The 14,094-nt window shown below is 31.0% G+C and carries 11 protein-coding genes and 1 pseudogene; 2 read left to right on the plus strand and 10 right to left on the minus strand.

Annotated features, from left to right (window positions below):
* Nucleotides 1-229: 229 nt before the first annotated feature.
* The 3 genes and pseudogenes from E0D87_RS07830 to E0D87_RS07840 all read right to left on the minus strand — a co-directional run bounded on the left by E0D87_RS07830 (nt 230) and on the right by E0D87_RS07840 (nt 2,088).
* Nucleotides 230-670 (minus strand): GNAT family N-acetyltransferase, encoded by a 441-nt coding sequence (locus tag E0D87_RS07830; RefSeq protein WP_130820038.1) that lies wholly within the window; start codon nt 668-670, stop codon nt 230-232.
* A 325-nt stretch (nt 671-995) separates the two neighbouring features.
* Nucleotides 996-1,414 (minus strand): annotated as a pseudogene (locus E0D87_RS09270) (class I SAM-dependent methyltransferase); the annotation flags it as partial.
* A gap of 68 nt (nt 1,415-1,482) precedes the next feature.
* The gene (locus tag E0D87_RS07840) at nt 1,483-2,088 is read right to left on the minus strand and encodes a CadD family cadmium resistance transporter (protein WP_130820039.1); all 606 of its coding nucleotides are present in this window, start codon (nt 2,086-2,088) and stop codon (nt 1,483-1,485) included.
* Nucleotides 2,089-2,815: 727 nt separating this feature from the next.
* Between E0D87_RS07840 and E0D87_RS07845 the strand changes: the two genes are divergently transcribed.
* Together E0D87_RS07845 and E0D87_RS07850 are read left to right on the plus strand one after the other, a co-directional pair.
* On the plus strand, nt 2,816-3,265 hold the full coding sequence (locus tag E0D87_RS07845) for a CopY/TcrY family copper transport repressor (protein WP_130820040.1): 450 nt from the start codon (nt 2,816-2,818) through the stop codon (nt 3,263-3,265).
* A 19-nt stretch (nt 3,266-3,284) separates the two neighbouring features.
* Nucleotides 3,285-5,387, plus strand: coding sequence for a heavy metal translocating P-type ATPase (locus E0D87_RS07850; RefSeq protein ID WP_130820041.1), 2,103 nt, complete (start codon nt 3,285-3,287; stop codon nt 5,385-5,387).
* Nucleotides 5,388-5,584: 197 nt separating this feature from the next.
* On the opposite strand, the gene E0D87_RS07855 is transcribed toward E0D87_RS07850, so the two are convergent.
* From E0D87_RS07855 to E0D87_RS07880, 7 genes are all read right to left on the minus strand, one after another.
* Entirely contained in the window at nt 5,585-7,372 is a 1,788-nt protein-coding gene (locus E0D87_RS07855; protein ID WP_130820042.1) for a recombinase family protein, read from the minus strand.
* 55 nt (nt 7,373-7,427) lie between these two features.
* Nucleotides 7,428-7,565 (minus strand): hypothetical protein, encoded by a 138-nt coding sequence (locus E0D87_RS09130; RefSeq protein ID WP_165442733.1) that lies wholly within the window; start codon nt 7,563-7,565, stop codon nt 7,428-7,430.
* 309 nt (nt 7,566-7,874) lie between these two features.
* Entirely contained in the window at nt 7,875-9,611 is a 1,737-nt protein-coding gene (locus E0D87_RS07860; RefSeq protein WP_130820195.1) for an ABC transporter ATP-binding protein, read from the minus strand.
* Nucleotides 9,604-11,325, minus strand: coding sequence for an ABC transporter ATP-binding protein (locus tag E0D87_RS07865; RefSeq protein WP_130820043.1), 1,722 nt, complete (start codon nt 11,323-11,325; stop codon nt 9,604-9,606). Before E0D87_RS07865 ends, E0D87_RS07860 begins: the two co-directional genes overlap by 8 nt.
* Nucleotides 11,326-11,336: 11 nt before the next feature.
* The gene (locus E0D87_RS07870) at nt 11,337-12,788 is read right to left on the minus strand and encodes an ABC transporter ATP-binding protein (RefSeq protein WP_130820044.1); all 1,452 of its coding nucleotides are present in this window, start codon (nt 12,786-12,788) and stop codon (nt 11,337-11,339) included.
* Between the two features lies 1 nt (nt 12,789).
* The gene (locus E0D87_RS07875) at nt 12,790-13,461 is read right to left on the minus strand and encodes an energy-coupling factor transporter transmembrane component T family protein (RefSeq protein ID WP_130820045.1); all 672 of its coding nucleotides are present in this window, start codon (nt 13,459-13,461) and stop codon (nt 12,790-12,792) included.
* Nucleotides 13,458-14,048 (minus strand): MptD family putative ECF transporter S component, encoded by a 591-nt coding sequence (locus E0D87_RS07880; RefSeq protein WP_019115691.1) that lies wholly within the window; start codon nt 14,046-14,048, stop codon nt 13,458-13,460. Before E0D87_RS07880 ends, E0D87_RS07875 begins: the two co-directional genes overlap by 4 nt.
* Between the last annotated feature and the right edge of the window lie 46 nt (nt 14,049-14,094).

A 14,094-nucleotide genomic window follows, 5' to 3' on the forward strand; every position in this document is an offset into this window, starting at 1 on the left:
TCTAAGAACCTCTATATAATAGGCACATAATTACCGAAATACTTATATTCACCTTTTATGATTTTTACAACCAATAAATTATATATTCTCAGCTAATCCATATTATAAAATACAAAATTGTATAATTCAATATTACGATATTACATTAAAAATATCAATATGAATAGCAATTTAAAATTTTGTAATAGTTTAGTAAATTTTTACAACAAAAAAGCGACTAGTTCGTCGCTTATAATTTGTATACATATACTTCTTCGTCGATTTGCTTAAAACCTACAGCTTCAAACATTTTTCTGCTTTGATGATTAAAAGCGTAAATTTTTGCCATGACAGATTTTGATCCCTTTTCTTTTGCTAATTCCAAAATCTTTTTGACACAATTTCGTCCTATGTATTTGTTTTGAAATTCTTTACACACAACTATTGCTACTTCATTGTCATTACTCAAGGAGATATCTCCAACTAATTCATTTTTATATTCAATGTAGTATAATGTCCCGTGTGTATTCAAATAATTGTACATTTTTTTAAGTCTTTCAATATCGTATAAGAAATCTATGTTGTCGACTTGTTTGCATACATCTTTATCTTCGTACCACTTCAAAGTTGTTTCATAGTTTTCAAAATATGGTACAAGTTTTATATTTTCATTAACGATAATTTTATTCATGTTATTTTCCTTAATTTTATACCGTAATCTTATTAAAAATATCTATGATAATATTGTTATTTATCTGATTAATTATGTATTTATTTCAAGCATATAAGAGTTTTTAAGCGTTCTTAATTGTCAAAAACACTACAGCTTCCACATGAGTCGACTGCTCATTAAGAACTTCGAGCATTCATATCCGTATTTTGGAACATATCCATAAGCCTTTTATCAATAACATAAGGTTAAATTTAAAAGTTATCAGATGAGCAAACTTAGAATTGTAATTATTAACTCTTATAAAATATAAATTAAGTTATTATCCTCTACTATATATTTTATACTAAAGCTTAATATAAAGATTAACTATGTAGTTATTTCCAAACTTTGAAAGTCTGTTTCTTTCACCACAAGATTCGTAAAAAATCTATCATAGCAATACCTTTTTAGTTGTCCTCTAATTTGAGATTCTAAGGTATGAATAAATTCATATCTATATTCTGGATTAATTTTTATCTTACTTTCTTCCTCAAATTTTCTAGAATTAAATGGTAATGAATACTTTTAAAATAATTCTTCATTAAGTTTATTCTACACAATATCGGAATCATATATATAAATTCATTAATTCATGAACCTAGCATTAATAAATCACATTTTTAATACCCATGAAACCTCTTTATACATATTTTCTAAATCCTCAATGCAAACATTTGAAACTAGATTAAAAACTGTATCAAAGCTTTCATTCTCAAATGAAAATTTTCATTAAGCAAAAAAAGACCTACTAAAAATTTCCTTTAATAGGTCTGAAATATAAAAATAGACTACTAACTTGTGATTAGGGATATGAGATAATTAATAGTTCCATTTTCAAGCAATATATAGAGACCAAGTCCAATAAACACGACTGGTACTATTATTTTTTCGTACTTCTCTACAGTCTCTCCTATAGCAGATATTGAAGCGAGACTTTGAGATAATTTGCAAAGGATCAAAATCCCTAATGCAAATATTAGTAAACTTATACTAATCTCAATCAAACTCTTTCCTGTAAAATAGGGTATATAAATTCCTAAATTATCTCCACCCATTGCCACTGTTAAACTTGTAAATGCTAAGATTTTTGATCCATTTCCGGCAAATTTTCCTTCGATGTCCTCTTCATCAACATCTTCATCCACAAAAATTGCTCTTATACCAAGACCTAGTGGAATTAGACCAAGGAGTCCGATAATCCAATCTTGTGGAATAAAGTTTAAAAAATAAGCGACAATAAGACTGACCAGTACAAGAATTCCTGTACCTAAATACTGTCCTGCATAAATTGATTTCAAGCCTTTCTTGCCTTGACTGGCGAATAAAATAGTCAAAACAACTAAGTAGTCAATGGATGTAGAGACAAAAACTAATAAAGCGGATATTATTGTTTTCATTATTTCTCCTTTCAAAATGTTTAATTTTTATATCCAATAAAAAATTGACTGCACACACATTGTGCCTTGGCAGTTGCCAATGGAGTCATTTGAAGAAATAATTTCACAATCTTCCCACCTTTCCTTTAAATATTGGCTAAAGTATACTATAATAGTAGGATTTTTTCAAGTGCGTTGACAGAAATACAAAATGATAGATATTCTTATCATTGTTCCATTACCTTTAATTAAATTTACATCACATAGGATATTATAGTCATTTTAAAGTAACTAGATATTTGTAAAAAAAGATACAATATTATTAACTGATCTCTAAAAGTTAGACTTAAAACCAACTAATAGTTGATAATTTATTTAGTTTAATTTATTTTAATATATTATATATGATTATGCTGTATATACACCCCTAAGATTTTTACTATTGATATGTTCTCATAAGGTATTTTCCAAAAAGAAAAATGGCTTTTAAGATTTCTTTTATAATCCTAACCTCCCGTTTTAACACTTTTATAGCCTCTTATCTTATTTTCTTGACATTAATACTACCGCCTCGACATGGATAATGTAAAGCAATGATAACCTTATAAATCGTACTGTGAAGAAATTGGAAAAAAACGTAATAATAGTTGATTACATTTATTAAAAATACTTGACAAGATAAGTTTACAAGAGTAAACTTATTTTAAGTATTAAGTCTACAATTGTAAACTCAAAGGAGGGTAAGAAAATGGATGCAATAGTATATAATACTCATATCACAGATGCTGAATGGGAAGTCATGCGTGTAGTTTGGGCAAATGATCGAGTAACTAGTAAAAAAGTCATTTCCATATTGCAAGAAAAAATGGACTGGACACAATCCACTATCAAAACGATCTTAGGTCGATTAGTTGGAAAAGGCGTACTAAATACAGAGCAAGAAGGTAGAAAGTTTATTTACACTGCTAATATTGAAGAGACAGAAGCCGTAAGGGATTATGCAGAAGATATTTTTAACCGTATTTGCAATAAGAAAGTCGGAAATGTAATAGGAAGCATCATTGAAGATCATGTTTTAAGCTTCGATGATATAGATCGACTAGAAAAAATATTAGAGATGAAAAAATCTTTCGCAGTAGAAGAAGTGGATTGCAATTGTCCAGAAGGACAATGCAAATGTCATTTACATCATCATTAAGAATAAGGAGGAATTTAAAATGAACAATAACAACAAACATTCATCCCACAGTCACCATAATCATGGCGACATGGATCATTCAAAACATAAGCACGTAAGCACGGAAGAACATGGAGACCATAAGAATCAACATCACGACCATCATGCTGGGCATGATCACAGCGGACACAGTGGGCATGACCACCATCATCACGGGAACTTTAAGGAACTTTTCTTAAAATCATTGCCAATAGGAATCATTATTATGCTCTTATCCCCTATGGCTGGGTTTGACCTACCATTCCAGTTTACTTTTCCATATTCTGATATTGTAGTAGCTATTTTATCTACTATATTAATTATTTATGGTGGACGTCCATTCTATCAAGGGGCAGTTGACGAATTTAAACAAAAAGAACCTGGAATGATGGCTCTCGTTTCTTTAGGTTTAAGTGTTTCATATTTATATAGTATTTATACTGTAATAGCAAGCTACCTAACAGGTGAACAAATTATGGATTTTTTCTTTGAATTTGCTTCATTACTATTAATCATGTTATTAGGTCACTGGATTGAGATGAAAGCTATTGGAGAAGCAGGAGATGCACAAGAAGAACTGGCTAAGCTAGTACCAAAAGATGCTCATGTAGTATTAGATGACGATTCAATAGAAACACGACCAGTTGCTGACTTAAAGGTAGGTGATTTAATTCGTGTTCAAGCAGGAGAAAATGTGCCAGCAGACGGAACTATCGAGCGTGGCGAATCACGTGTAAATGAAGCTCTTTTGACTGGAGAATCAAAAGCAGTTAAAAAAGGTCCTGGCGATGAAGTAATCGGAGGCTCAACAAATGGAGAAGGGGTTCTTTATATTAAAGTACTTGAGACAGGTGACAAGTCCTTTATCTCTCAAGTACAGGATTTAATTAGCCAAGCTCAAAGTCAACCTTCTCGTGCAGAAAATATTGCTCAAAAAGTTGCAGGGTGGCTGTTCTATATTGCAGTAACTGCCGCACTAATAGCTTTTGTAGTATGGACGCTTATAGCGGACATCCCAACGGCAGTAAAATTTGCTATCACAACATTAGTTATAGCTTGTCCTCACGCTTTGGGTCTAGCTATTCCATTGGTCACCGCTCGTAGCACAAGCTTAGGGGCAAGCCGTGGCTTACTAGTAAAAGACCGAGAATCTTTAGAAATAGCTCAAGATGCAGATGTGATGATTTTAGATAAAACGGGTACTTTAACAACTGGTGAGTTTAAAGTATTAGATGTAAAACTTCTTAATGACAAATATACAAAAGAGGAAATCATTTCACTATTGGCAGGTATTGAAGGAGGGTCTAGTCATCCTATTGCTCAATCAATTATAAGTTTCGCCGAGCAGCAAGATATACGTCCAGCATCTTTTGATTCTATTGATGTTATTTCCGGTGCTGGCGTAGAAGGTAAATCCAATGGACACCAATACCAATTAATCAGTCAAAAAGCATACGGACGTAATCTAGATATGGATATTCCAAAAGGAGCAACTCTCAGTGTCTTAGTAGAAAACGATGATGCCATTGGTGCTGTAGCTTTGGGGGATGAATTAAAAGCAACCAGTAAAGAGTTAATAGAAGCTCTTAAAAATAACAATATAGAGCCAATTATGGCAACAGGTGATAATGAAAAAGCAGCTCAAGGCGCGGCAGAAGACTTAGGGATTGAATATAGATCAAATCAATCTCCACAAGACAAGTATGAATTAGTAAAAGAACTTAAAGATGAAGGAAAAAAAGTTATCATGGTAGGTGACGGTGTCAATGATGCCCCTTCTCTTGCCATGGCAGACGTTGGTATAGCTGTCGGTGCTGGAACTCAAGTTGCACTTGATTCAGCTGATGTCATCTTGACTCAATCCGATCCAGGAGATATTGAATCATTCATTGAATTATCACACAAAACAACTCGTAAAATGAAACAAAACCTCTTTTGGGGAGCCGGCTATAACTTTATAGCTATCCCTCTAGCTGCGGGAATTTTGGCCCCTATTGACTTCACATTAAGTCCAGCAGTAGGAGCAATCCTAATGTCTGTGTCAACAGTCATCGTCGCCATTAATGCTATTTTATTAAGTTTAGATCCAAAAAATAACGGTTAACAGATCTAATGATTGAAACTCCTTAAAGTATCAAGATACAATAGTTTTATAGGAGAAAAAGAGATGTAAGTACTGGCTCTTTGTAAAATCGTGTTGGTAGAAGTAGATGATTTTTCTACCAACACGATTTTTAATTTATTATAGAACTGATTTCTATTAAAATCCTAAAAGTACCTATTTCAACAGTTTATAGCTTGTTATTCTATTTTCTTGACATCAATACTACAGTCTCCACATGCGTTATCTTTTGCTTGGGAACATAATTTTTTATCCTCGTCATTCTTGTGGGAGCACAATTTATCAATATCATTATCTTTGGCATTTTTTCTTTTATCCTTGAAGTTATTAGAATCTTGACTATATTTAACTCCTGTTTTGAAATAGAATGTTAAGTCATAAGGATGAACGATTCCGTCTTTGTCGATTCTGCCAACCACGACTTTATCAACTATGCTTTCAAATACTGTTCTATTAAATTCCTCTATAATTTCTTTGTTCTCTAAGATATTTTTAAATTGCTTTAGTCTTTCTTTAATGGAGTTTTCATCTTTGATAGTTAGCTCTAGTGTTTTCTTTTCATCAAGTAATTCTTCTTTTTGTTTTGTAAGTTTTTTATACTTTTTAGCATAAACTTCTTCGTCTATACTATCTTCTAAATGAAGATCAACTAACTTTCTTTCTTGACTAATGATTCTATTTAATTGATTTTCTAACTTTTTCAAATCTTTGACTAAAGTATTATCATTTATTTCTTCTTCTACAATTTTTAAAAAGTCATCAATTACTGTTGAATCTGCATGGCATAATTGCCTATAGCTTTCAACAAAAGCTTTTTCTATTGCTGCTTCTTGTATTCCTTTTGAATGAGGGCAATATTTTTTACCTTTTTTTGTTGACCTTACACATTGCCAGTTAATTTTTTTGTAAGTTGAACTTGTGTGCCAAGTTCTTCTTGAAAGTATTTCTCCACAAAATCCACATTCCAGCATACTTGAAAAAGCGTATTGTCTTGATAGTTTCTCTCTTTTTCTATCCTTATTAGCAATGGTGTTTCTATTTTGTGCTCTCCTGAGTCTAATCTCTTGTGCCTTTTCAAAGTCTTCTTTTGATATAATTGGCTCGTGATGATTTTCAATGTGATATTTATCAGATTCACCAAAGTTTGCTAGTCTTCTTTTTGTTATGGGATCAACTGTGAAGGTCTTTCCCATTAGAATATCTCCAATATACTTTTCATTTTTAATTATTCCTAACACTGTAGTATCAGACCATTTTGTTTTACCTCTAGGGGTAAGATATCCTTGTTCTTCTAGTTCCCTACCAATGACTGAGCCACCATTGCCCTCTAAATATCTTTTAAAGATATATCTAACAATTTTGGCTTCTTCTTCATTTATAGAGATAGTTTTTGTTATAGGGTCATAGTCGTATCCAAGGCAACCTTGAAAACCAATAAGTTCCCCTTTTTCCATTTTCATTTTCAGTCCTTTTTTCACATGGGCTGAGGTATTTTCTACTTCTTGTTGAGCTACTGAACTTAATATTGTTAGTAATAGCTCTCCATCCATTGTCAAAGTATCTATATTTTCTTCTTCAAATACTACACCAACATTATTTTCCTTTAAAAGCCTTACATATTTCAAAGTATCTAATGTGTTTCTAGCAAATCTTGATATAGATTTAGTAATTATCATATCTATATCTCCATTTTGGCAATCGCTAATTAGTCTCATGAAATCTGCTCTTTTAGTTGCAGTTGTTCCTGTTGTTGCTTCATCTGCATATATACCAGCCAAAGTCCAGTTCTTATTATTTTTTATTAGATTTGTGTAATAATCAACTTGCGATTTATATGATTCAAGTTGGTCTTTACTATCTGTACTTACTCGACAATATGCTGCAACACGTTTTAATTCTAAATCTAGTGCATTTCTATTTCTTGCTCCTGTATTTGAAGCTTTTATTAATTTTACTTTAGTATTCATTTTACCTCCTTCCCATTTTGTGTCTTTCTACAGTGTTATTATATCACAAGATTAATTACTTTCTATTCATCTTTTTATAATCTTTTTCTAATCTGTTTTTAATTTTTGTATATTCCTTATCATTAATTAATTTAAGATCATAAAGTCTACATAACATAGCAACTCTCATACTGTAAATCTTTATTGCTTGCATTTTAACCTCCTATGTAAGTTGATTTTTTTATCTTGGTTAGTGGATTAAATTTGATATATTCTAATCTCACATAATCAATTTCAAGAATCTTCACACTTCAAAGTATTTTGATTTTTATAAAAAGATGATAAAACACCCCTCACTTTATAAAGTGAAATTTGCCCTCTTTGGTAACCAGAATTTTTATTTTTCTATAGTATTTTTGAGTTTTAATGTTAAATTGAACATAAAAAATGAGGACTTATGCACATAGGCATAAATCCTCTAATCTAAATTTTTCTATTCAAAGACTTTAAATCTTTCTTCCTATCAATTATTTAATTTCCATGATTCTGCCTTAGCTTTTGCATTTATAAGGTCTGAATAAAGTCCATCATTCTTAATCAGTTCTTCGTGATTTCCACGTTCTACTATTTCCCCATCTTTTAAGACTAAAATCTGGTCAGCATTTCTAATTGTCTTTAGTCTGTGGGCAATCATAATTACCGTCTTATTTTTTGTTAATGATTCTATTGCTTCTTTAAGTTTATCTTCATTTTCTGGATCTATATTTGCAGTTGCCTCATCAAAGATAATTATGTCTGCATCTTTTAGCATAGCTCTTGCAATGGAAATTCTTTGTTTTTCTCCACCAGATAGACTTGCTCCACCTTCTCCGATGATAGTGTCATAGCCTTCTGGTAAAGCTTCTATAAATTCATGACATCTTGCTTTTTTTGCAGCTTCTACAACTTCTTCATGGCTTGCATTTTGTTTTCCAAATTTTATATTGTTCTCAATCGTATCTTCAAAGAGATATACATCTTGAAATACCATGGAAATAGAATTCATTAAGTTTTCTATCTTATAGTCCTTTATATTTTTTCCACCAATTAAAATCTCGCCAGAATTTACATCCCAAAATCTTGCTATGAGATTACAAAATGTAGTCTTACCAGATCCAGATGGACCAACTATGGCAGTCATGGTATTTTCTTTTATCTCTGCTGATACATTTTTTAAAATTGGTCTATCATCATAGGAAAATGATACATTTTTAAAGTCTATGTTGTGATTTTTTATAGACTCTGTAATACTTCCTTCTCTCATATCAGGCATTGAGTCTATAAAACCTACAGAATCTATGGCATTTTCGCAAGCTCTTAGGATTGCCATGTTTGATCCTGCCCCGATTAAGCCTTCAAAGATAATAAATGATGCTATAATCATAAGAATTGTTTCAGCAAGTGGAAGTTCACCAGATAAATTTAATTTTAATGATACATAGACCATAGCTACTGTTGTTATTCCCATTACAATTCTTTGAATAACTGTGTATGGTGCTACAGATTTTTCTAGGTCTAAGAGTATTCTTGATGTATCTTTTATAGACTTTCTTAAAGCTCTGTTATTTTCTCCACCAAGATTATAGGATTTTATAACCTGCATTCCTTGTAAAGTTGCTAATACTTCTTTTGTAAGTCTTGTTTGTGTTTCTGTCATTTTGTCTGCATTAGCTGATGATTTTTTCTCCATCATTGATGTAACGATGAAAAATACTATCACACCTGCTACAGCAACCAGTCCTACTTTTACGTTAAAAATTAAAGTTCCAAGGACAAAGACTAAAGTATTTAAAACTCCACCAAGTACAAGAACCAAAAGCATAGGCACCCACATTTCTGCTTGGGAAAGTGAAGATGTAGCAATAGTAGTTAATCTTCCTAGTGAAAAGCTTGAAAAGAAACCCATAGGAACTCTTTTTATTTTTTCTCCTATTTCTATTCTCTTATGGGCTGCCATAAAATATCCAGCGTGTGTTTGTGCCATTTGTGATGATTTTTGTGTCATTATCTTTCCAACAAGGGATATAACTAATATTCCAAGACAAATAAAGATAGCCTTATAGTCTAAAGTTTTAGAGAGTATATTTACCAACATATAGTAAATTGCACCAAATTGTAGAGCATTAAATACTGCATGAAAGAATCCAGCCAGAATAGATTTTTTAATATTTGCTTGTTCTTCCTTAGAAAAATTCCATATCTTTTTAAACACCTTAAGCATTTTCATCACCCCTTACATTGGCATCAACCATTTCCTTATAAAGCTCTGATGACTTTAATAGTTCTTTATGATTTCCATAAGAATCCAATTTACCATCTTTAATAACAAATATCCTATCTGCATCAACAATTGTCTTTAACCTATGAGCAATTATGATTAAAGTTTTACCCTTAACTAGATTTGCCAAGGCGTTTTGTATGAGAGCTTCATTTTCAGGATCTATATAAGAAGTTGCTTCATCTAAAATTACGATTGGTGCATTTTTTAGCATGGCACGAGCAATAGATATTCTTTGTCTTTCTCCTCCAGATAGATGACCTCCACCTTCGCCAACTCTTGTATCATAACCATTAGATAGATTCATAATAAAATCATGGCAGGCAGATTTTTTACATACATCTATAATTTCTTCGTCAGAGGCATTCTTATTTCCAAGCCTAATATTTTCCTTTATAGTCATATCAAAGAGGAAATTGTCTTGGGATACAAAAGAAATAAGTGAAGACAAGTTTTCGAGCGACACATCTTTTGTTTCTACTCCGCCAATTTTAATAGATCCCTTATCTACATTCCAAAATCCAGCAATAAGTTTTGCTATTGTGGACTTGCCTGACCCAGAAGGACCAACGAGGGCTGAAACATTAGATTCTTTTATTTCCATAGAAAGATTATCAATAACTTTCTTTTTCCCATCGTAAGAAAAGTCTACGTCTTGAAGTTCTATATTATAGGATTCTATTTTTTCTCCCTTGTCAACATTTTCTAACTCTCTTGAATTTAAAATTTTTCCTATTTCAGAAGTTATAGTTGATATTCTTGACATGTCGTCCATATAGTTCATGATTTTTAAAATGCTAGAAACCGTAGCAAAGGATAAGACGATTAAGGTAATTAAATTTCCTAAATCAATACTTCCATTTATATAAAATAAAATCCCAAAGGGTATGATGGTAATAATTCCCATAGGAGAAAGTAATCTACCTATGGCAACCCTATTCATAGATTCACCCATCCAGTTATAATAAAAGCTTGCATTGTCATAAACTGCATCAGTGTATTTTTTATAAGATGATTCGCTTTGATTAAAGGTCTTGATTACTTCAATACCGTTTATATACTCGACAATAGAATTATTCATGTGTTGACCAATAGCAACTGACTTTCCAAACATTTCCTTATAATGAGCATTCATAACAGACATCATAATAGACATTCCTACCACAAATGGAATTAGTGATAATAAAGTTAAACGCCAATCTAGTGTAAACATGTAAATAAACAATAGAATAGGTCCTACTAAATTTGCCGTAAATTCTGGCACTAAGTGGGCAAGGGATGTTTCCATAGAATCAACTTGCTCAACTATAATATTTTTTAATTCTCCAGATGATCTTGATAGTACATCTCCCAGCGGCATCTTAAAAAGTTTTTTAGAAATATCATTTCTAATTTCTCCTAATGAATTAAAGGTTGCAGTATGAGATATAGTTGTTGATATTCCTGCTGCCACTTCTTTAATAACAAATGTTATGAAAATACTTATACAAAGTGAAGTGTATAAGCTCATATCCCTTATGCCATTAATCAAATTTACAATGATTTTTGCCATGTATATATATGAAAAAAGCCCAGCCACTACTCCAATTATTGCCAATAAGATTGACATAAAATATGAGCCTTTTCTCTTTTTTACATATTGTTTTATTAGATCCATCAAATCCCCTCCTAAATATTAAATTTTTTTCCCATTAATATAGCTAATATTTTTTCTTTATCCTCCTTTGTAGAAAATTCCTCAAAAGAGTATCCGTCTAAATAAAGAATTTTATTGCAGGAATTACACAAAAATTCATAATCATGGGAAATTATAAGTATAATTTTTTCTTTTTCTTGTAATATCTTCATTCTTTCTGAAATAATTTGCATATTATGTCCATCTAAACCACTTGTTGGCTCATCAAATAAATAAACATCTCTTTCTAAAAGTTCTGCTGAAGCGATAGTTAATCTTTGTTTTTGTCCGCCTGACATGATTTGTGGATGGATGTCTTTTATATTTTCTAAGTTAAAATCAGCTAATATTTTATCTGTATCTGCATCTTTATTATTTAGTTTTAACTCGTCTTCTGCTGAAACTTCAAAAAGATTACTATCAGGATTATTTGACAGGTAGTATATTCTTTTTTGCCTATTTCTTTTGTTTAATTTTTCTCCATTTATAGATATAAAACCACTATCTTTTTTCATAAGTCCACTTAAAATTTTAAACAGAGTAGATTTGCCTATGCCATTATCCCCAATAATTCCATAAATATTTCCACTTTTAAATTCGTAGGTCAAATCTTTTATAAGGACATTCTTATTATAGGAAAAAGAAATTTTTTCTAAGTTCATAGAATTTATCTCTTTTAACTTATTTAGTTTAGGAGATATTTTATTTAAAGAAAAGAATCTTAATCCTAACCTATTGAAAAAATCTTCACTTTTTGATAATAGTTCTTTCTCTGTAAAAACATTGCTAATTTCTCCATTTTCAAGATAATAATATTTATCCACTACTCCTCTAAGGTAGTATAGCCTATGCTCTGAAATGATTATTGTCTTTTTATTTTTCTTTAATAAAAGCATAAGTTTTCTTAAAGCTTCTACACTTTTCATATCTAGGTTAGCAGACGGTTCATCAAAAACATAAATAGGCGGATTAAGTGCATTTATTGAAGCAATTGCTATTTTTTGTCTTTCTCCACTTGAAAGATGAAATAAGTTTTTATCTTTTAAATCTTCTCCATTAATAGATTTTAAGGAATTATTGATTATTTCATCTATTTTTTCTCTTTCTATCCCATAATTTTCAAGCCCGAAGGCAATTTCATCTTCTACATTTTCTGCAAAAAATTGACTCTTGGGATTTTGAAAAATAGATCCTACTTTCCTCCCTATTTCATATAATTCTTTTTCCAGGGGATTTATTCCATCTATGGAAATTTCTCCCTTTAATTTCCCTCCATAGAATTTATAAGCAAGACCATTTATAAGTCTTGTAAGGGTAGTTTTACCACAACCACTCGCCCCTATAAAGGCAACACATTCCCCATCATTAATTTCCAAATTAATATTTTTTAAGATGTTTGCTGAATCTTTACTGTAGGCAAATCTTACATTCTTTAACTTGATCATCTTAATAACTCCTCTCCAGGAAAATCATGCTCATTGTGATAAAGATGGTGATTAAACAAACAATAACATCAAGATTTCTAAATTTTATTTCTCTTCTTGAGCTATGTTTTCCAGATGCAGAAATTCCTCTTACTTCCGATGCGGCGGCAAGTTCTTCAGATATTTTTGAAGATGAAAACATCATAGGAACAAATAAATATTCCATCGTTAAAAATGGTTTTTTAATAGAAATTAATCCCCTTAATCTCAACGATTCGATAATTTCTTTAAACTCACTTTTAACTACTGGGAAAAATCTCATCATGAAAATAAGTGGCAAAGCAACATTTCTATGAATTTTCATTTTTTTCATTATTGCCATTATCTCTCCTGGAGGTGTTTTTAAAATTGGTATTACTGATAGAACTATAACTAACGTTCTTATAACCATAAACAGAAACATATCTGGAATCAAAATGCCAAAACCTTCACCATTTGAGACAAATCTCAAAAAACTTAAAACGCCCATTGCAATAATTAGTTTTATAGTAGATTTGCTATATCCTTGCAGTGATACATAAATAACTAGAATGGCGGCTAATAAAAAAAATACAGTATCTTTGGACAATACTGAAACCAAAAATACTGTACTTAAAAATACTACTAATTTGGAACGTAAGTCCAAATGCATCATTTTATTATGCCTGTCTTTTTAAAATGCTTTTCTGTCATCTTATTTCCTAAATAGCAACCAATAATTGCCGCCACAATAGTACATGCTAAAGAAATAAGAATCCATTTAGGATTTGTATAATACTGAGTTTGTATTTGAACTTGTTCTGGAGATACGCCAGACTTAATGAAAGCATCTTTAAAAAACCATATTTCGCTCATACCATGAGCCGCTCTAGTTAATGATGTAATTATCCAAGCAATAGTAATTCTTTTTATATTCCTATAGCTATCTGTACCAATCATAGATAACTCTGCAATTATCCCGCCACCTACAAACCATGGAATCATAAAAGGACCCATAAAGACAGTTGCTAATATAGCTTGTATAATATTATAAATTAGTGCAACTCCCGGTTTGCCTACTTTCATAGCCATATAAACAAAAAATGGTCCTAAAATTAGCGCAGTAAACACAGCATTAAAAATCATATTGAAAAATAATGATGCCCCTGTAATCATTGAAAAAGCAATGAATACAACAATCATGATTGCAGAAAAGATTCCTATGGTTGCTAAATCTTTTATAGTTAATTTTTTACTTTCCATAATTCAACCTCCTTATTTGATATATATTATCATTCTATAATAGACT

The sequence above is a fragment of the Anaerococcus vaginimassiliensis genome, from assembly GCF_900626155.1.
In the GTDB taxonomy this organism is placed as follows: domain Bacteria; phylum Bacillota; class Clostridia; order Tissierellales; family Peptoniphilaceae; genus Anaerococcus; species Anaerococcus vaginimassiliensis.

What these genes read in the sequence shown, in the direction of transcription:
- E0D87_RS07830 (WP_130820038.1), bottom strand. Translation starts at nt 670, where the DNA reads ATGAATAAAATTATCGTTAATGAAAATATAAAACTTGTACCATATTTT.
- E0D87_RS07840 (WP_130820039.1), bottom strand. Translation starts at nt 2,088, where the DNA reads ATGAAAACAATAATATCCGCTTTATTAGTTTTTGTCTCTACATCCATT.
- E0D87_RS07845 (WP_130820040.1), top strand. Translation starts at nt 2,816, where the DNA reads ATGGATGCAATAGTATATAATACTCATATCACAGATGCTGAATGGGAA.
- E0D87_RS07850 (WP_130820041.1), top strand. Translation starts at nt 3,285, where the DNA reads ATGAACAATAACAACAAACATTCATCCCACAGTCACCATAATCATGGC.
- E0D87_RS07855 (WP_130820042.1), bottom strand. Translation starts at nt 7,372, where the DNA reads ATGAATACTAAAGTAAAATTAATAAAAGCTTCAAATACAGGAGCAAGA.
- E0D87_RS09130 (WP_165442733.1), bottom strand. Translation starts at nt 7,565, where the DNA reads ATGCAAGCAATAAAGATTTACAGTATGAGAGTTGCTATGTTATGTAGA.
- E0D87_RS07860 (WP_130820195.1), bottom strand. Translation starts at nt 9,611, where the DNA reads ATGCTTAAGGTGTTTAAAAAGATATGGAATTTTTCTAAGGAAGAACAA.
- E0D87_RS07865 (WP_130820043.1), bottom strand. Translation starts at nt 11,325, where the DNA reads ATGGATCTAATAAAACAATATGTAAAAAAGAGAAAAGGCTCATATTTT.
- E0D87_RS07870 (WP_130820044.1), bottom strand. Translation starts at nt 12,788, where the DNA reads ATGATCAAGTTAAAGAATGTAAGATTTGCCTACAGTAAAGATTCAGCA.
- E0D87_RS07875 (WP_130820045.1), bottom strand. Translation starts at nt 13,461, where the DNA reads ATGATGCATTTGGACTTACGTTCCAAATTAGTAGTATTTTTAAGTACA.
- E0D87_RS07880 (WP_019115691.1), bottom strand. Translation starts at nt 14,048, where the DNA reads ATGGAAAGTAAAAAATTAACTATAAAAGATTTAGCAACCATAGGAATC.